The 17,424-nt window shown below is 71.5% G+C and carries 20 protein-coding genes; 7 read left to right on the top strand and 13 right to left on the bottom strand.

All coding sequences use genetic code 11. From position 1 onward, the window contains the following. Positions 1-61 precede the first annotated feature (61 nt). Positions 62-1,681, top strand: coding sequence for a HAMP domain-containing sensor histidine kinase (locus AB0P29_RS07565; RefSeq protein ID WP_363379260.1), 1,620 nt, complete (start codon positions 62-64; stop codon positions 1,679-1,681). A gap of 112 nt (positions 1,682-1,793) precedes the next feature. Next, on the top strand, positions 1,794-2,081 hold the full coding sequence (locus AB0P29_RS07560) for a WXG100 family type VII secretion target (RefSeq protein ID WP_253035785.1): 288 nt from the start codon (positions 1,794-1,796) through the stop codon (positions 2,079-2,081). 70 nt (positions 2,082-2,151) lie between these two features. On the opposite strand, the gene AB0P29_RS07555 is transcribed toward AB0P29_RS07560, so the two are convergent. Together AB0P29_RS07555 and groL are read right to left on the bottom strand one after the other, a co-directional pair. Further along, complete coding sequence (locus AB0P29_RS07555) at positions 2,152-2,346, bottom strand: hypothetical protein (protein ID WP_064001529.1); 195 nt, start codon at positions 2,344-2,346, stop codon at positions 2,152-2,154. Between the two features lie 217 nt (positions 2,347-2,563). Then, on the bottom strand, positions 2,564-4,183 hold the full coding sequence (gene groL / locus AB0P29_RS07550; RefSeq protein ID WP_253035786.1) for a chaperonin GroEL: 1,620 nt from the start codon (positions 4,181-4,183) through the stop codon (positions 2,564-2,566). A gap of 239 nt (positions 4,184-4,422) precedes the next feature. Between groL and AB0P29_RS07545 the strand changes: the two genes are divergently transcribed. After that, the gene (locus AB0P29_RS07545) at positions 4,423-4,644 is read left to right on the top strand and encodes a hypothetical protein (RefSeq protein ID WP_363379259.1); all 222 of its coding nucleotides are present in this window, start codon (positions 4,423-4,425) and stop codon (positions 4,642-4,644) included. Between the two features lie 10 nt (positions 4,645-4,654). On the opposite strand, the gene AB0P29_RS07540 is transcribed toward AB0P29_RS07545, so the two are convergent. The 3 genes from AB0P29_RS07540 to AB0P29_RS07530 all read right to left on the bottom strand — a co-directional run bounded on the left by AB0P29_RS07540 (position 4,655) and on the right by AB0P29_RS07530 (position 5,904). Beyond that, entirely contained in the window at positions 4,655-4,858 is a 204-nt protein-coding gene (locus AB0P29_RS07540; protein WP_064001526.1) for a cold-shock protein, read from the bottom strand. Between the two features lie 143 nt (positions 4,859-5,001). Beyond that, positions 5,002-5,634, bottom strand: a complete 633-nt coding sequence (locus tag AB0P29_RS07535; protein WP_363379258.1) for a LytR C-terminal domain-containing protein — start codon at positions 5,632-5,634, stop codon at positions 5,002-5,004. A gap of 9 nt (positions 5,635-5,643) precedes the next feature. Next, positions 5,644-5,904, bottom strand: a complete 261-nt coding sequence (locus AB0P29_RS07530; protein ID WP_064001524.1) for a DUF3263 domain-containing protein — start codon at positions 5,902-5,904, stop codon at positions 5,644-5,646. Positions 5,905-5,991: 87 nt separating this feature from the next. Here AB0P29_RS07530 and msrB point away from each other — a divergent pair, with 87 nt between their 5' ends. Beyond that, positions 5,992-6,396, top strand: coding sequence for a peptide-methionine (R)-S-oxide reductase MsrB (gene msrB, locus AB0P29_RS07525; protein ID WP_064001523.1), 405 nt, complete (start codon positions 5,992-5,994; stop codon positions 6,394-6,396). 121 nt (positions 6,397-6,517) lie between these two features. After that, positions 6,518-8,134, top strand: a complete 1,617-nt coding sequence (locus AB0P29_RS07520; protein WP_363379257.1) for a serine/threonine-protein kinase — start codon at positions 6,518-6,520, stop codon at positions 8,132-8,134. A gap of 5 nt (positions 8,135-8,139) precedes the next feature. On the opposite strand, the gene AB0P29_RS07515 is transcribed toward AB0P29_RS07520, so the two are convergent. The 3 genes from AB0P29_RS07515 to AB0P29_RS07505 all read right to left on the bottom strand — a co-directional run bounded on the left by AB0P29_RS07515 (position 8,140) and on the right by AB0P29_RS07505 (position 12,377). After that, positions 8,140-9,087 (bottom strand): DMT family transporter, encoded by a 948-nt coding sequence (locus tag AB0P29_RS07515; protein WP_363379256.1) that lies wholly within the window; start codon positions 9,085-9,087, stop codon positions 8,140-8,142. A gap of 10 nt (positions 9,088-9,097) precedes the next feature. Continuing rightward, positions 9,098-10,126 carry an ATP-dependent 6-phosphofructokinase gene (locus tag AB0P29_RS07510; protein ID WP_363379255.1) on the bottom strand — a complete coding sequence of 343 codons (1,029 nt, stop codon included), beginning with the start codon at positions 10,124-10,126 and terminating at the stop codon, positions 9,098-9,100. A 94-nt stretch (positions 10,127-10,220) separates the two neighbouring features. After that, complete coding sequence (locus tag AB0P29_RS07505) at positions 10,221-12,377, bottom strand: DEAD/DEAH box helicase (protein ID WP_363379254.1); 2,157 nt, start codon at positions 12,375-12,377, stop codon at positions 10,221-10,223. A gap of 238 nt (positions 12,378-12,615) precedes the next feature. On the opposite strand from AB0P29_RS07505, the gene deoC reads away from it, so the two are divergent. Further along, positions 12,616-13,326, top strand: coding sequence for a deoxyribose-phosphate aldolase (gene deoC, locus AB0P29_RS07500; protein WP_064001518.1), 711 nt, complete (start codon positions 12,616-12,618; stop codon positions 13,324-13,326). 30 nt (positions 13,327-13,356) lie between these two features. On the opposite strand, the gene AB0P29_RS07495 is transcribed toward deoC, so the two are convergent. From AB0P29_RS07495 to truB, 4 genes are read right to left on the bottom strand one after another with little or no spacing between them, the layout of a single operon-like run. Further along, positions 13,357-14,322 (bottom strand): bifunctional riboflavin kinase/FAD synthetase, encoded by a 966-nt coding sequence (locus AB0P29_RS07495; RefSeq protein WP_253036077.1) that lies wholly within the window; start codon positions 14,320-14,322, stop codon positions 13,357-13,359. After that, the gene (locus AB0P29_RS07490; RefSeq protein ID WP_363379253.1) at positions 14,319-14,777 is read right to left on the bottom strand and encodes a hypothetical protein; all 459 of its coding nucleotides are present in this window, start codon (positions 14,775-14,777) and stop codon (positions 14,319-14,321) included. The genes AB0P29_RS07495 and AB0P29_RS07490 overlap by 4 nt, the downstream gene beginning before the upstream one ends. Before the next feature lie 44 nt (positions 14,778-14,821). Next, positions 14,822-15,190 carry a hypothetical protein gene (locus AB0P29_RS07485; RefSeq protein WP_064001515.1) on the bottom strand — a complete coding sequence of 123 codons (369 nt, stop codon included), beginning with the start codon at positions 15,188-15,190 and terminating at the stop codon, positions 14,822-14,824. Next, complete coding sequence (truB, locus tag AB0P29_RS07480; RefSeq protein WP_363379252.1) at positions 15,187-16,080, bottom strand: tRNA pseudouridine(55) synthase TruB; 894 nt, start codon at positions 16,078-16,080, stop codon at positions 15,187-15,189. The genes AB0P29_RS07485 and truB overlap by 4 nt, the downstream gene beginning before the upstream one ends. 23 nt (positions 16,081-16,103) lie before the next feature. On the opposite strand from truB, the gene AB0P29_RS07475 reads away from it, so the two are divergent. Next, the gene (locus AB0P29_RS07475) at positions 16,104-16,970 is read left to right on the top strand and encodes an A/G-specific adenine glycosylase (RefSeq protein ID WP_217531203.1); all 867 of its coding nucleotides are present in this window, start codon (positions 16,104-16,106) and stop codon (positions 16,968-16,970) included. 9 nt (positions 16,971-16,979) lie between these two features. On the opposite strand, the gene rbfA is transcribed toward AB0P29_RS07475, so the two are convergent. Further along, a complete protein-coding gene (rbfA, locus tag AB0P29_RS07470) occupies positions 16,980-17,414 on the bottom strand; it encodes a 30S ribosome-binding factor RbfA (RefSeq protein WP_217531202.1) in 435 nt (144 codons plus the stop codon). Positions 17,415-17,424: the final 10 nt, after the last annotated feature.

Raw genomic sequence — 17,424 nt, 5'->3', positions numbered from 1 at the left:
GCGCGGCCTCAGTCTGCGCGCGAAGGTCACCGGCGTCACCGTCAGCGTCCTCGCCTTCGGGATGATCGGCGCCGGCGTCGGCACGATGATCTTCCTGCGCAACGCGCAGCTGAACGCGGTCGACCAGTCGCTCACCCAGACGGTCACGACCGACATCGCGAGCAACCTCATGAACGTCGACCTCGACGACGGCGAGGCGACCTTCACCCCGATCGCGGCGGCGCCGACCGACTTCTCCGTCGCCGTCTACAGCGGCAAGGGCGACGGGCGGCTCCTCGCCGTCGCGGGCGGTGACTCCTCGCTCTCCCCGCCGGAGTTCCCTTCGACGTTCTCCCTCGATCAGACCGTCCTCAACGGGACGGCGCCCTTCGACCTCGCCTCGGCCGACGGCACCGTCCGCTACCGCGCCAGCGTCGACACCCTGCCGATCCCCGGCTCCCGGGATTACTACACGCAGCTGGTGGCACTGCCCCTGAACGACGTCAACCGCACCGTCGCCAACTACATCGGCATCTACACGGCGCTCGCCCTCTTCACGATCCTCTGCAGCGCGGTCCTCACCCGCGGTCTCGTCACCCTCGCGTTCCGCGGTCTCGGGCAGGTCGAATCGACCGCCATGACGATCGCGAAGGGCGACTTCAGTCAGCGCATGAGCGACATCGCTCCCGGCACCGAGGTCGGGCGCCTGAAGACCGCGATCAACGTCATGCTCGACCGCATCGACGAGGCCCTCGGCGAGCGGGACTCCACGGTCGAGCGGATGCGGCGCTTCATCGGCGATGCGAGCCACGAACTGCGGACCCCGCTCGTGACCGTCCGCGGGTACGCCGAGCTCTACCGGATGGGGGCGATCCAGGACCCGGAGCAGACGGCGCAGGCCATGGAACGCATCGAGAAGGAGGCGATCCGGATGGGGGCCCTCGTCGAGGACCTCCTCGCCCTCGCGCGCCTCGACGAGCAGCGCGACATCGCCGTCGTCCCGGTCGACCTCCGGCCCATCGCCCGCGACGCCGCCCTCGACGCCCGCGCGGCGGCGCCCGATCGCGAGGTCACCTTCACCGGGCAGGCGCCGAGCTCGGCGATCCCCCTCGCCATGCTCACCGAGCCCGACCCGGCATCGCCCAAGCGCCGCGGCGGACCGATCGCCGGCGCCGGACGACTGCTGCGCCGACGGGGCCGAGCGGATACCCCGCCCCCCGCACTGGAGACCTCGCCGATCGTCGTGCCCGTCGTCCCCGCCACCCCGGCGCCGATCGTGCTCGGCGACGAGAACCGCATCCGGCAGGTCGTGGCGAACCTCCTCGGCAACGCGCGCCGCTACACCCCCGAAGGCTCGCCGATCGAGCTCTCCGTCGGCGCGGACCTCGAGACCGCGCGCGGCTGGATCGCGGTCGCCGATCACGGTGAGGGCATCCCGGAGCAGATCCGCGCCAAGATCTTCCAGCGCTTCTGGCGCGCGGACTCCTCGCGCACCCGCGAGACCGGCGGGTCGGGGCTCGGACTGTCGATCGTCGCGTCGATCGTGGCGACCCTGCAGGGCACGATCGAGGTGACCGACACCCCCGGCGGCGGCGCGACGTTCACGGTGTGGCTGCCGCTCGCGGTCGACCGGGCGACGGCCGGCGCCGCACTCGATCTCGCAACCCAGCCGCTGCCGCGCGCCCCGCGAGAGGATGCCTGACGCCTCCTCCCCAGGCACGCGCCTTCCGCCGGCGTCCCCAGGGCCGCGGCCTGCTCGCGGATCGCTCCTGCCCGGCTCCTAGCGTGGCGGCATCCGATCGAAAGGAACCGCGATGTCCACCTTCACCGTCGACAGTGACGCCGTCCTCGCCGCCACCAGCACGATCCGTGCGACGGGCGACCGTGTCCAGTCCGAGACCACCGCGATGCTCGGGCACCTGACCCAGCTGCAGGGGTCGTGGACAGGGAGCGCGTCGGTCGCCTTCCAGTCCGTCGTCGAGCGCTGGCGCGCAGCGCAACGCGAACTGGATGCCGCGCTCGCCGACATCAGCACGGCGCTCGGCGCGGTCGGTCAGCAGTACGCGCAGACCGAGATGGCCGCGGCCAGCATGTTCCGCTGACCGTCGGCGGACGACGAAGGGCCCCTCCCGAAGGAGGGGCCCTTCGTGCTGACGAGACGTCTCCCGCCCGTCAGGACGCGTCTTCGTCTTCCTCCGCGTTGAAGTGGGACGCGGTGTCGCTGTGCCCGGCGGCGACGCCGTCCGGATCGGCGGGGATGGTGCCGTCCTTGCCGAGACCTCCGGGCTTCTCGGTCCCGTCGCTGTCCGAACCGTTCCGCGGGGGCGCGTCGTCGGCGTGGGCGGCGGAGTCATCGTGGTCTGTCATGGGAACCTCCTCGAATCGACGTGACGGCCCGTGCGACGCTGCGCGATGACGACCACCACTGCTGCGTGCTCGACGCCTGGACCCAGACTCGTCCGCTTCGACCGAGAAGGATGCCCCCTTGACTTCTGCATGAGACTCTGCGGAAGCCTGGGCCGTAGCCGGACGACGAAGGGCCCCTCCCGGAGGAGGGGCCCTTCGTGAGCCGTTCAGCGGTGGATCAGAAGTCCATGCCACCGGTCGGGTCGCCTGCCGGCGCCGCGACCTTCTCGGGCTTGTCGGCGACGACGGCCTCCGTGGTCAGGAACAGACCTGCGATCGACGCGGCGTTCTGCAGCGCGGAGCGCGTGACCTTGGCCGGGTCGATGATGCCCGCGGCGAACATGTCGACGTACTCGCCCGTGGCGGCGTTGAGGCCCTGGCCCGCGGGGAGCTCGGCGACCTTGTTCGACACGACACCGGGCTCGAGACCGGCGTTCAGCGCGATCTGCTTCAGGGGAGCCTGGATGGCCACCTTGACGATGTTCGCGCCGGTCGCCTCGTCGCCCTCGAGCTCGAGGCTCGCGAACGCCTTCTCGCCGGCCTGGATCAGCGCGACGCCACCACCGGGGACGATGCCCTCCTCGACGGCCGCCTTCGCGTTGCGGACGGCGTCCTCGATGCGGTGCTTGCGCTCCTTGAGCTCGACCTCGGTGGCCGCACCCGCCTTGATGACGGCGACGCCGCCGGCGAGCTTGGCGAGGCGCTCCTGCAGCTTCTCGCGGTCGTAGTCGCTGTCGGTGTTCTCGATCTCGCGACGGATCTGGGTCACGCGACCCTCGATCTGCGACGCGTCACCGGCACCCTCGACGATCGTGGTCTCGTCCTTGGTGATGATGACCTTGCGCGCACGGCCGAGCAGGTCCAGGGTGGCGTTCTCGAGCTTGAGACCGACCTCCTCGGTGATGACCTGGCCACCCGTGAGGATCGCAATGTCCTGCAGCTGAGCCTTGCGACGGTCGCCGAAGCCGGGGGCCTTGACGGCAGCCGACTTGAAGATGCCGCGGATCTTGTTGAGCACGAGGGTGGCGAGAGCCTCACCCTCGACGTCCTCGGCGATGATCAGGAGCTCCTTGCCGTCCTGGATCACCTTGTCGACGACGGGCAGAAGGTCCTTGATGTTCGAGATCTTCTGGTTCGCGATCAGGATGTAGGGGTCCTCGAAGACCGCTTCCTGACGCTCGGCGTCGGTGACGAAGTAGGGGTTGATGTAGCCCTTGTCGAAGCGCATACCCTCGGTGAGCTCGAGCTCGGTGCCGAAGGTGTTGGACTCCTCGACGGTGACGACACCCTCCTTGCCCACCTTGTCGATGGCCTCGGCGATGAGCTCGCCGATCTCGGGGTCGGCAGCCGAGATGGATGCCGTCGCCGCGATCTGGTCCTTGGTCTCGATCTCCTTGGCGCCGGCGAGCAGCTCGTCGGAGAGAGCCTTGACGGCCTTCTCGATGCCCTTCTTGAGGGAGATCGGGTCGGCACCGGCCGCGACGTTGCGCAGACCCTCGCGCACGAGCGCCTGAGCGAGGACCGTGGCGGTCGTCGTCCCGTCACCGGCGACGTCGTCGGTCTTCTTCGCGACCTCCTTGACGAGCTCCGCGCCGATCTTCTCGTACGGGTCGTCGAGCTCGATCTCCTTGGCGATCGACACGCCGTCGTTCGTGATCGTGGGAGCGCCCCACTTCTTCTCGAGCACGACGTTGCGGCCACGGGGGCCGAGGGTCACCTTGACGGCGTCGGCCAGGGTGTTGAGGCCGCGCTCGAGGCCGCGGCGGGCCTCCTCGTCGAAAGCGATGATCTTTGCCATAAGTGTGTCGTCCCTCCCGGACGTGAGGTTCAGTACCGTGCCCCCAGGGACTGGGAGCGGGATAGTTCTGGCACTCAGGATGAGTGAGTGCTAAATCATTCTGGCACTCGACCCTAGGGAGTGCAAGCCGCGCGACGCCGTCGCCACGCTCGACGGCGAGCACCTGTACGTCGTCGCTCTGACGACCGACGACGGCGGCATGAGCCCCGGACTCTGCCTCACCACACTCGAGCATCTCCATGCCCGACGACGACGCGGACGACTGGTTCGAGGAACACATCGACGTGCTCATCGCGGCGCTCGCAGCCCTCCGGGAGGAGCGCGCGGACGCGCTGCACGGTGTCACCCTCTTCGTGTCGGTCACCGACCGCGATGCGTCCGAGTCCAACGAGAACCGCTCCGCCGCGGAACTCAACCCGCCCGAGCTGAGCGGGCTGTTCCTCGCCCGCTACGCGGGCTGACCGACCGGCGTCAGGCGACGACGCGGACGGATTCGGCCTGCGGGCCCTTCTGCCCGGTCCCGACGGTGAACTCGACGGCCTGACCCTCTTCGAGCACGCGGAACCCCGACATCTCGATGTTCGAGTAGTGGACGAAGACATCCTGTCCGTCGCCGAGCGTGATGAAGCCGAAGCCCTTCTCGGCGTTGAACCACTTGACGGTTCCCTGGGTCATGCGCATCTCCTGAAGCTGTGGGACACTCGAAATGCTAGCCACGGCCCCCTGCCGGATCCGGCGGTTCCCGGCTTTGTTGACACTTCCGAACCCAAGTGTTTACGGCGGCGAAACACGCGACGGCCGAGCCGCCACGGACGGGCTCACTCCGAGCCGAAATCGATCCCGACGATCACCACGAGCTGGGATCGCGGGTCACCGCCGGCGCTCGCCGTCTCGGGCGGCGCGACGACCTGATAGGTGTCGTCGAGGGAGACCTCGGCGCCGCCGATCGCGTCGGCCAGACCGCGGGCCGCAGCCTCGTCGGCGGTCGTGCCGTAATAGACGGTCGTGGTCGCGAAGTCGTCGGAGCTGGCGTTGCTCTCCTGGACGTCCGCCTCCGCCCACCCGGCGGCGATCACGTCCTGGCGGACGGCGTCACCCAGCGCGGCGTCGGGGGTCGCGTTCAGCACGAGCACCTCGTACGACGTGTCCACCTGCGGTGCGACCACCTGCGACGACGAACCGGGCGCCGAACGGGCGTTGAAGTCCAGTCGACCGGTTGCGAACAGGGTGCTGAGCACCCCCGCCGCGACGATGGCGACGGTGGCCACGACGGACCACAGCACGATGACGCCGACGCGCAGCCGGGGCGTCTCGGCGCGGTGCGCCCCGATCCGAGCAGGACGGGCCGGGAGGTCGTCGAAGCGATCCTTCACTGCGGAGCGCGCCGCGGTCTCGGACGGGTCCGCGGCGGTGGGCTGCTCTGGCTCGGGCGGAGAGGTCGGAGACGGCACCCGAGAATGCTACCGGGCGGATGCCGGGAGCACCCTGGAGCGGGTGCGCCGCTCCCGCTCCTGCGCAGTCTGCAGCCGCCGCAGACGGTGCACGAGGACCGGATCGTAGGCGACGGCATCCGCTGATTCGAGGATCCGCCCCAGCAGCTGGTAGTAGCGCGCAGGGGTCAGCGAGAGCTCGGCGCGCAGCGCCTCCTCCTTCGCCCCGGAGTGCCCGTGCCAGCGCGCCTCGAAATCGAGGACGGCGCGGTCGCGATCGGAGAGGGGCACTCCCCCACGGTACGACCGAGATCCGCCGACACCCCGGAACATCGGGGCGGTTCGTCCGGTTGAATATGTCGAGGGAAGGAAGAACACATGAGCTATCGCGTGGAGAAGACCGACGAGCAGTGGCGGGAGGAGCTGACGCCCGAGCAGTACGCCGTCCTGCGGCAGGCCGGGACGGAGCGCGCGTGGACGGGCGAACTCCTCGATGAGGACCGCGCCGGCCTGTACACCTGTGCCGCGTGCGGCGCAGAGCTGTTCCAGAGCGGCACCAAGTTCGACTCGCACTGCGGCTGGCCGAGCTTCTACGAGTCGGTCCGCCCGGAGGCCGTCGAGCTCATCGAGGACCGCAGCCACGGCATGGTGCGCACCGAGGTGCGCTGCGCGAACTGCGGCTCGCATCTGGGGCACGTGTTCCCCGACGGTTTCGGCACCCCCACGGGCGACCGTTACTGCATGAACTCGCTGTCGCTGTCGTTCACCCCGAAGAACGACTGACCTCCGGGGCATCGCCCCGCTTGCAGGCCGCGCCGACACCGTCAACCCCGGTGTCGGCGCGGCTTCATGCGTTTAGCGTTGCCTCGAGCGCGGTGAGGGACGCCGCGGTCGGAGGATGCACATGCCCGACACCACCGACCACGCAGACGACCTGCTGGGCGGCCGTTACCGTCTCGGTGAGACGCTCGGCCGCGGCGGCATGGCCGACGTGTACCGCGGCGAGGACGTCGTCCTCGGCCGAGAGGTCGCGATCAAGGTTGTGCGCTCGGGGGCCGACGGAGTCGCCGCCGACAGCCGTGCGCGCGGCGAGGTCAGCGTGCTGGCGGCGCTCAACCACCCGTCGCTGGTGACGCTCTACGACGCGCAACTCGACGCGGATCCGCCGTACCTCGTGATGGAGCTCGTCGAGGGACCCACCCTCACGACGCGCATCGCCCGGTCTCCGTTGACCCCGTCTGCGGCGGCGACGATGGCCGCCGAGCTCGGCGAAGCCCTCCACGTCGCACACGGCGCCGGCGTGGTGCACCGCGACGTGAAGCCATCCAACGTCCTGCTCGCACCGTCTCCCCTCCCCGATCACGAGTTCCGCGCCAAGCTCGCCGATTTCGGCATCGCATATCTCGTCGACACCGCACGGGTGACGAACCCCGGCGAGGTGATCGGCACCGCCGCCTACCTTGCTCCCGAGCAGGTACAGGGCGTCGATCCGGCACCGCCCGCCGACGTCTACGCCCTCGGCCTGGTCCTGATCGAATCCCTGACAGGGAAACGGGCCTTCCCCGACGCGGCCGGCGTCGCCACCGCCCTCGCCCGACTCGAGGCCCCACCGGAGATCCCTGCGGAGCTCGACCCGGAATGGCGGGACCTGCTGCGCGACATGACGCGCATCGACCCGGCCGAGCGGCCCACGGCCCTCGACGTCGCGATGCGCGCACGCGCGCTCGCCGCGACCACGTCCGACGCCCGCACCGAATCGCTTCCCGCGGCCGGCGCGGTGGCCGCCGGCAGCGCCGGCGCAGCGATGGCGGCGGGCTCTGTCGACCATGCTCCGGATGCGGCGACCGAGGCTCTCCTGCCCGCCGGGGCCGCCGCGACCGACGCCGCTCCCCCTCCATCCACGCCCGCGACGGCCCCCACCAGTGTGCTGGCGGCCGCCTCCAGCGCTTCGCCTGCAGCCGAGGCGACCCGCACCATCGACGCGGCGCCCGCCCCGGCAGCCCCTGCCGAGGGCCAGCCGGCCGAACGCCGGCCCCGCCGACGGTCACGGCGCCGAGCGACGGTCTGGATCACCGCGGCCGCCGCGGCGGCGCTCGTCGCCGGGACCGGCGGCATCCTGGCCCTCACCGCCGACGGCGACGAGGTAGCTCCCCCCGACCCCGCTCCCGTCACCGACCCGACCCCGAACGTCAGTCCGACCGCCCCGGTCGCCGAGGACGAGGCCCCCGACGAGGTCGACACCGTGAGCGACACGGACACCACGGACGAGCAGGAGACGACACCGACGCCCGAGGTGACCACCGAGGCGCCCGACGAGGAGGCGACACCGGACGAGGGCGCCACGGAGCCGGCGGAGGAGACGGCCCCGGCCGAGGGCGCCACCGACGACGAGGGCACCGTCGAGGGCGGCGGCACGGCCCCCGTCGAGCCGAGCCCCGCACCCACTGATGACGCCGTCACCGAGCCCGACCCGGCCGACAGCCCCGCTCCCGCCGAACCGTCGCCCGCCCCGACCGGCTGACCGCGTCAGCGCCGGACGGGCCAGAACGCGGCGACGAACACCGACGCCAGTCCGATGACGACCGTGACGGCTTCGATGACGACCCCCGGTCCGGCCGGCGCAGGCCAGAGCACATCGAGAGCCAGTGACGCGAGGAGCTGCCCCGACACCGCGGCCAACCCGAACAGGAGCACCCCCGTGCGGGCCACGAGCGCGGCCGACAGCACGATGTAGGCCACGCCGACCGCACCGCCGAGGTAGAGCCACGGCTCCGAGGGCAGCGGCGCCGGTGGTCCGTCGACGATCGTCACGACGACCGCCAGCACCGCCAGGATCGCCGTCCCCAGCGTGAAGTTCACAAGCGTCGCCGTCACCGGGGTCCCGACGCGCACCCGCAGCCGGCCGTTGGTCGCCTGCTGCCAGGCGAGCCCCGCTCCGACGACGACGGGGAGCACGACCATCCAGACGGGCACGCCCGCCAGCCCGTCCCCCGAGACCAGCACCACGCCCACCGCGGCCAGGGCGAGCGCGCCGCCGACCAGTCGCGGCACCGTGACGGCGACGACCCCGCCGGGCCCGTACCCCACCCGGTCGAGGATCAGCCCGCCCACCGTCTGCCCTGCGACGATGCCGACCGTGAACAGCGACACCCCCACGATCCCGACGGCGACGGCCTGCGTTCCGACTGTCAACGCTCCCGCGGCGCCGCCCACCAGCATCCACCACGGAATGCTGCGCTCGCGGATGCCGCGGCTCAGCAGGACCGCACCGCGACGCCCACCCGGGGTCAGCACCGAGACGAGCGCGATCAGCAGCAGACCGCTGCCGAACGAGATGACGGCGGCCACCATGGCGTGCTCGAGACGCACACCGAGCTGACCGTTGATGCGCGCCTGGACGGCGGTGAGGACGCCGACCGTCACCGCACCCACCAGGGCGGGCGCCAGCGAGGTCCGCGCGGACGCACTCGTCACGCGAGCCGGCTCAACCGAACAGCGCGGCGGCTTCTTCGTAGCGGTGCGCCGGCACGGTGTGGAGCGATCCGAGCGCCTCCGCGAAGGGCACCCGGACGATCTCGGTGCCCTGCATGGCGACCATCTGGCCCCATGCGCCGTCGACGACGGCGTCCGCGGCGTGCAGGCCCAGACGTGTCGCGAGGACACGGTCGAAGCCCGACGGCGAACCGCCGCGCTGGATGTGGCCGAGGACGGTCGCGCGAGTCTCGATGCCCGTGATCCGCTCGATCTCAGGGGCGAGGATCTCGCTGATGCCGCCGAGGCGGGGGCGGTTGAAGGCGTCGAGCCCCTTGTCGCTGTACGCCTCGTCCATGCCGGTGAGGGTGAAGCCCTCCGAGACGACCACGAGCGGCGCACGACCGCGGTCGTGGGCCTTCTGGACCTGCTCGGCGATCTCGTCGATCGACATCGGGTGCTCGGGGATGCAGATGACGTGCGCGCCGGCCGCGATCCCGGAATGCAGGGCGATCCAGCCCACGTGTCGACCCATCACCTCGGCGACCATGCATCGCTGGTGCGAGTCACCGGTCGTCCGCAGGCGGTCCATCGCCTCGGTCGCGATGTTCACCGCCGTGTCGAAGCCGAACGAGTAGTCGGTGGCGTGGAGGTCGTTGTCGATGGTCTTCGGCACACCCAGGACGTTGATGCCGTCCTTGTGCAGCCGGTCGGCCGCAGCCAGGGTGCCCTCGCCGCCGATTGCGACGATGCCGTCGAGACGGTGGCCGTACAGCGTCTTCGAGATGTTCTCGGCGCCGCCGCGCGGGCCCTCGTAGGGGTTCGTCCGGCTCGTGCCGAGGATCGTCCCGCCGACCTTGGACAGACCCTTCACCTCGTGGCGCGTGAGCGGGAAGAAGTCACCGTCGACCACGCCGCGCCACCCGTCGCGGATGCCCACGAACTCGATGTCGTACGTGGTCGTGCCCTTCAGCACGATGCCCCGGATGACGGCGTTCAGTCCTGGACAGTCGCCGCCGCTCGTGAGGATACCGATCTTCATGAGGGGTCCTTAAGTGATCTCGGGTTGGTGCTGGGGGCGACGCTGCCTCGATGACACTATCGCCGCGACGGCGTCGCCTGCCAGCCGAGCGGGCTCAGGCGGCGCCGAGCGCCTGCCGGAGCAGGTGCATGAGCGCGGACAGCTGCACGGAGTCGCTCGAGGTCGGGTCGACCGCGTCGCCGTCGAGGGCGCGCTGCGCGAGACCCTGCTTACTGTCGATGAGCTCGGCGATCTTCGTGTCGATCGTGTGCGCCGCGATGATTCGCCACGCCGTGACCGGCTCGCCCTGACCGATGCGGTGCACGCGGTCGATCGCCTGCGTCTGCTCGGCGGCCGTCCAGCTGAGCTCGGCGAGCACGACGTTCGAGGCGGCCTGCAGGTTGAGACCGACACCGGCCGCCGTGAGCGAGCACACCGCGATGGCGACGTCGGGGTCGCCGTTGAACGCGTCGATCGCCTGCTGGCGGACGGGCGTCGTCTGGTCGCCGCGGATCGAGACGGTGCGGAGCCCCGCCGACGCGAAGTGCGCCTCGGCGGCATCCATCACGTCGATGTGCTTGGCGAAGAAGACCACCTTGCCGACCGAGCGCTGCAGCTGCACGGCGTAGTCGGCGGCGAGCTGCGCCTTCGCCTGACCGATGCGGCGGACCATCGTGAACACGTTCTCGGAGCCGGAGCCGGCGGCCTTGGCCTCTTCGAGCTCGCCGTGCGCGACGAGGCGCACGATGTCCTCGTCGACGTCGCCGCGGACGACGCGGTCGCCGCGCGCTTCGATGATGCGGCGGTACTTCGCCGCCAGACGCTCCCCGAGCTCCCGCTCGGCGGCGCGGATGGAGCGGCCGTACTCGTCGTCGAGCTCGACGGGGAGGTCGGCGACGAGCTTGTCGGGGAGGTCGGCGGCGACGTCCTTCTTCTTGCGCCGCACGATGCCCATCGAGATGACGGCGGAGCGGGCCTCGGGGTAGAACGCCTTGTCCGCGGGGGTGAGGCCGGTCTCGTCGAGGCGCGCCATCAGCTCGGGACCGGGCTTCTCGCCGTTGGTCCAGCCGAGGAAGCGCCAGATCGCGTCGAAGTCCTCGACGTCGTTGATGAGCGGGGTACCCGTCAGTGCGAGCAGCAGCGGATCGCGCACCTGCTCGCGGATACGCGAGGCGAGCGCGAGCACGTTGCGCGAGCGCTGCGAGGTCAGGTTCTTGATGAAGTGGGCCTCGTCGACGACCATGCCCTTCAGCCCGATCGAGCTGAGCCAGGACAGGTGGCGATCGAGGATCTCGTAGTTGACGATGAAGACGTCCGCGAAGGCATCCATCGTCTCGCCGTCACCCTGGATGACGGTCGCGCGACGTTGCGGGGTCCACCGCTCCACCTCGCGCGCCCAGTTCATCTTCACGACGTTGGGGACGACGACCAGCAGCGGGTAGGCGTCGGCGACGGATGCCGCGAGCACCGACTGCGCCGTCTTGCCGAGACCCGGCTCGTCGGCCAGCAGGAAGCTGCGGTGCCCCGTGCGGACGGCCTCGAGGAACCGCGACTGGTGCGGCATGACGTCGAGCCCCTTGGGCGAGATGCGGTCGAACTCGGGGACGGGCGGCAGGTCCATGGACGCGGCCCCTCCCCCGGCACCGGTCTCGAAAGCCTTGTACAGCGGGCCCATCAGCTCCCACCCGTCGAGCCGGCGGCGCGGCGTCGACACGGGCGCGCGAAGGGCGACGTCGGGGGCGAGGAAGGGGTTGGCCTCCTTGCGGGCCTCGACCTGCGGCGGCACCACCTGACGGTCCGCGATCGCCTCGGGGACGACGGGAGCCTGCACGGGCTTCGCGTCGGTGATGATGAGCTCGTCCTCGGGCAGCTCCGCCCCGGACTCGAGGAGCCAGTCACGACGCATGCGGCGCGCGACGGGCGACGTCGCCTGATCGACCTCGAGCAGCTGGATGAGGGAGGTGTCGCGGGCCGCGGTCTTGGCGAGGATCGTCGCGACGCCGTCGAGGCGCTTGAGCAGCTCGGCGCGCGCACCGTCGGCGATGTCGGACGCCGCCTTCACGCGGGCGCGCTCCTCGCGCACGAGGAAGGCGATCACCTGGAACTTGACGCGGTTGGTCGGCCCGAGCTTGCCCCGCTGGGCCTTGGCCTCGACCTCGCGCACCTTCCGGGCGAGGATCGGGATGAGGGGTGCTTCGTCGTCTCGGCGCGACGATGATCCCCGACGACGCCGAGCGGCGGTCTTGGGGGCGGTGGCTGCCGTGGTCGGCATGCTCCTCCTGAGCGTGACACCGGCGGATGCCGGCGAGCGTCGTGCGAGACGACGGTCTTCGAGGCCGCGACGTCGGTCGCGGCGCGGATGTGGTCCCCGGGTCGTCACGGCTGCGGGTACTCGCTTCTGCGAGCTGCGGCGACGGGACGGGCCCTTCCCCGCCATTCTAGCGCGTCGCGGTCCCGGGCTCCCACCGCGACTCGGCGGTGCCGCGCGCGGTGCCGCGTACGCTGGTGTCATGCCCACCGAACGCGAACTCGCCGCCACCATCGACCACGCGATCCTCAAGCCGGAGCTCACCCGCGCCGACGTGGACGCCGAGCTCGACATCGCCGCGGAATGGGGTGTGTTCAGCGTCTGCGTGCGCCCGAGCGACATCCCCCACGCCGTGGCCCGCCTCGACGGCACCGGCGTCGCGGTCGGCACGGTCATCGGGTTCCCGCACGGCACCACCTCGACCGCCGCGAAGGTGGCCGAGACGCGACAGGCGATCGCCGACGGCGCGAGCGAGGTCGACATGGTCGTCAACATCGGCGCGCTGCGCTCGGGCTTCGACGACGTCGTGGTCGAGGACATCCGCGCGGTCGTCGCGGCGGCGGAGGGCCGCGTCACGAAGGTCATCCTCGAGACGGCCCTGCTCGACGACGAGCAGATCGAGCGCGGCAGCCGCCTCACCGAGGCCGGCGGCGCCCACTTCGTGAAGACCTCGACCGGGTTCGCCGGCGGTGGGGCCACGATCCCCCACGTCCAGCTCATGCGTCGCACCGTGGGTGCAGGCGTCGAGGTGAAGGCCTCCGGCGGGGTGCGCAGCTACGCCGACGCGATCGCGATGCTCGAGGCCGGCGCGACCCGCCTCGGCACGAGCGGCAGCGCCGTCATCCTCGGCGAAGCGCGTCGCATCGACGCCGGCGACGAGGCGACCGGAGCGGTCGACTCCGGCTCGTACTGACCGGCGCGGCTCGCCCCGCGCCGCTCGGACTCAGGCGCCGGGCTGCAGCGCCGCCCGCACCTCGGCGACGTCGGCATCCATCCGCTCGATGAGGGCCTCGATGCCCTCGAAGCGGACCATGCCGCGGATGCGGGCGGTGAACTGCACCTGCACCGTGTGGCCGTAGAGGTCGAGGCCGGTCTCATCGAGGACGTACGCCTCGACCTGACGCCGGGGAACGTCGTCGAAGGTGGGGTTCGTGCCGACCGAGACGGCGGCCGGGTATCGCGTCGCGGCGCGGACGCGCCCGGCATCCGTCCCCTCGTCGATCAGCCAGCCGGCGTACACGCCGTCGGCGGGGATGAACCCCTCGGCATCCGTCGACAGGTTGGCGGTCGGGTAGCCGAGCTCGCGACCGCGCTTGAGCCCGTGGACCACCTCGGCGCGGACGGCATGGGGGCGCCCCAGCAGGCGGGCGGCGTCCTCCACCTGGCCGGCGGCGAGCATCTCGCGCACCCAGGTCGACGAGACCCGGCGTCCGCCGCCCTGGACGTCGCCCACGACGTCCACCGTGAACCCGTGGGTCTCGCCGAACGTCGTGAGGAAGGCGGGATCACCCGCTCCGCCGCGTCCGAAGCGGAAGTCGACCCCCACCATGACGCACACCGCGTGCAGGGCGTCGACGAGGATGCGCTGCGCGAACTCCTCGGGCGCGAGCGCGGCGAGTTCCTCGTCGAAGCGCAGCACGAGCACCGCGTCGACACCGGCCTCGGCGAGCAGGGCGATCTTCTGATCCACGCTCACGAGGGGTTCGGGGCAGCGGTCCGGTCGCAGCAGGGCGAGCGGGTTGCGGTCGAATGTGACGGCGACCACGCGTGCGCCGTCGTCCATCGCGGCCACGCGCGCGCGGTCGATGACGGCGCGGTGCCCCGAGTGCACGCCGTCGAACTTGCCGATCGCGACGACACTCGGGCCGAAGCCGGCGGGCACCTCGGCGGGATCGCGGAAGACGATCACGCGGCGCCCTCCGCGGCGGCACGGGCGTGCCGGTGGGTGATGAGCCACCAGAGCCCCAGAAAGGGCAGCACGAGCGGGACGAGGACGTATCCGATGCCGTACCCCGACCACACCGTGGGGTGGTCGAAGAGCTCGGGATGCGTCAGCGAGAGCGTCCCGACGACGAGCACACCCACGAGTTCGAAGACGATCGCCGCCCACGCGACGCGGTACCACCGCTCGGACGCGCTGAACACGAGCGCGAGGGTGGCGAGGATGTAGACGAGCGCGGCGAGGGCCGACAGCGAGTACGCGAGCGGTGCGTCGTCGAACTCGCGGACGATCTGCACGAACGAACGACCCGTCGCGCCGAGGGCCATGATCGCGTAGACGACCACGAGCACACGGCCGACACCGGTCATCCGACGCGGGGAGGCGGCCGACGGAGCGGTCGAGGTCGGCGCGGTCTCAGGCATGGCCCCTCAATCCTACGACCGCCGCGGACGCGGCCCGGCCGGGGTCAGGCGACCTGCACCGTCCAGATGACGTTCATGCGCCAGATCATGATGGCGATCGCGAACGCGGCGACCCCCATGACGACCGTGCTCCAGCGACCGCGTTCGATGAGCGCCCAGGCGACCGCGGCCGGCGGGATGAGGACCGCCGAGACCAGGTAGACCCAGAACTCCAGCAGGTCCCCCGTCGGCGGGTTGCCGGCGAGCGGGGCGATGATCGCGATCACGACCTGCACGATGAGCAGCAGAAGGACGAGCGCCTGCGTACCCACGGAGAGATCGCTCGGGCGACGGCCGGCGAGACCCAGCACGGTGCACAGCAGACCCGCCGCGCACGCGACGGCGATCTGGACGACGGTGAACCACGCGATCATGGCTGCTCCTCGGGCATGTTCATGAGGCTCTTGACGTCGTCGCCGCGACGGCCGACGATCCCGACGAGCGCACCGTCGGGCGCGATCGCGGCGGGTGTGTCGGTCGGCAGGCGGTCCGCCGCCCCGACCAGACGCTTGCCGTGACGGAGGTCGCGCGCCTCGTCGGCGGTGACCGCGAAGGTGCCGAGAAGGGATGCCGCGACACCCGCGGCATCCTGCAGCGGGATGTCTTCGGTCAGCTCGGTGACGGCGTCGGCAACGTCGAACGGACCGATCCGCGTGCGCCGGAGCGCTGTGAGGTGCCCGCCCACGCCGAGGTCCGCGCCGAGGTCGCGGGCGAGGGCCCGGATGTACGTGCCGCTCGAGCAGTCCACGACCACGTCGACGTCGACCACGTCGCCGTCCCGACGGATGCCGCGCACCTCGAACCGGCTGATCACGACGTCCCTCGCCTTCAGCTCGACCTGCTCTCCGGCGCGCGCGAGGTCGTACGCGCGGCGCCCGCCGACCTTGATCGCCGAGACGGTACTGGGCACCTGCGAGATCGGTCCGGACAGGGCGCGGATGCCGCGGTGGATCGCGTCGTCGGCCACACCACCGGCAACCGTTCGTGCGGTCTCGACACCGTCGGCGTCGTCGGAGTCCGTCGTGACACCCAGGCGGATGGTGGCCTCGTAGGTCTTGTCGAGTCCGACGACGTAGGTGAGCAGCCGCGTGGCGTGACCGACGCCCAGGACGAGCAGCCCGGTCGCCATCGGGTCGAGGGTGCCGGCGTGGCCGATCTTGCGGGTGTTCAGGGCGCGGCGCGCCCGCGCCACGATGTCGTGGCTCGTCACGCCGCCCGGCTTGTCGACGAGGAGGATCCCGCCGCTCCCCTGGCTCTGCTGCATGGCTTCCAGCCTAGGCTGGAGCGGTGCCCGACCTCGCCTCGCCGCTCATCGCGTGGTACCGCGAGAACGCCCGCGACCTGCCCTGGCGGCGCGACGGCTTCGGCGCGTGGGGCACGCTCGTCAGCGAGTTCATGCTGCAGCAGACGCCCGTGTCGCGGGTCGTCCCGCGGCTCGAGGAGTGGCTCGCGCGCTGGCCCACCCCCGCCGACCTCGCGGCCGCTCCCCCGGCCGACGCGGTGCGGCTGTGGGCGAACCTCGGCTATCCCCGCCGGGCGCTGTGGCTGCACCGCGCGGCGACGCAGATCCGGGACCGGCACGACGGCGTCGTCCCCCGCAACGTGGACGCCCTGCTCGCCCTCACCGGGATCGGCGACTACACGGCCCGCGCGGTGGCAGTGTTCGCGTACGGGGACCGGCATCCGGTCGTCGACACCAACACCCGTCGCGTCCTGGCGCGCGCCGTCGACGGCCGGTCGCAGCCCGGACCGCCCGCGAAGGCGGACCTCGCGGCGATGGCGGCGATCCTCCCGGCGGACGACGAGGACGCCGCGGTCGTGAACGCCGCCGCGATGGAGCTTGGCGCGATCGTCTGCACGGCGCGTGCGCCGCGGTGCGAGGCGTGCCCGCTCGCGGCCGTCTGCGCCTGGCGGGCGGCGGGATGCCCCGACACCGGCGACGACCGGCGCAAGCAGGCGCGCTACGAGGGCAGCGACCGCCAGGCCCGCGGAGCGATCCTGAAGGCGCTGCGGGACGCCGAAGGCCACCCCGTCCCTGCGGACGAGGTGGCCTCGGAGTGGCCCGATGCCGCTCAGCGCGACCGGGCCGTCGACTCGTTGATCGCCGACGGGCTGGTGGAGGTCACGGACGGTGCCCTGCACCTGCCCCGCTGACCGGACCGCTCAGTCCTCCTCGTCGCTCTCGCGCGGCTTGACGTACGGGTCCGCCTCGCCGGCGTAGGTGCCGCCGGCTGCGGTGGCCGCCACGGCCGCGTCGCGCTCACGCGCCTCGCGCAGCAGGTCCTCGATGTGGCCGGCGTTCTCGGGCAGTCCGTCGAGGATGAACTCCAGCGACGGCGTGAGGCGCGTGCCGAGCTGTCGCCCGACCTCGCTGCGCAGCATCCCCGTCGCGGCCTTCAGCGCCGCAGCCGTGCCCTCGCGGGCCTCGTCGTCGCCGTAGACCGTGTAGAAGACCGACGCGTGCTGCAGGTCGCCCGTGACGCGCACGTCGGTGATCGTGACGAATCCGAGCCGCGGGTCGCGCAGCCCCTTCTCGAGGCGCTCCGCGATGAGCACGCGGATGCGGTCCGCCAACCGTGCCTGCCGTTCCCCGGCCATAGTCCTTCTC

It is taken from the genome of Microbacterium sp. NPDC080220, assembly GCF_040686395.1.
Taxonomy (GTDB): domain Bacteria; phylum Actinomycetota; class Actinomycetes; order Actinomycetales; family Microbacteriaceae; genus Microbacterium; species Microbacterium gawkjiense.
This window is presented reverse-complemented; position numbering and strand designations above follow the sequence as displayed.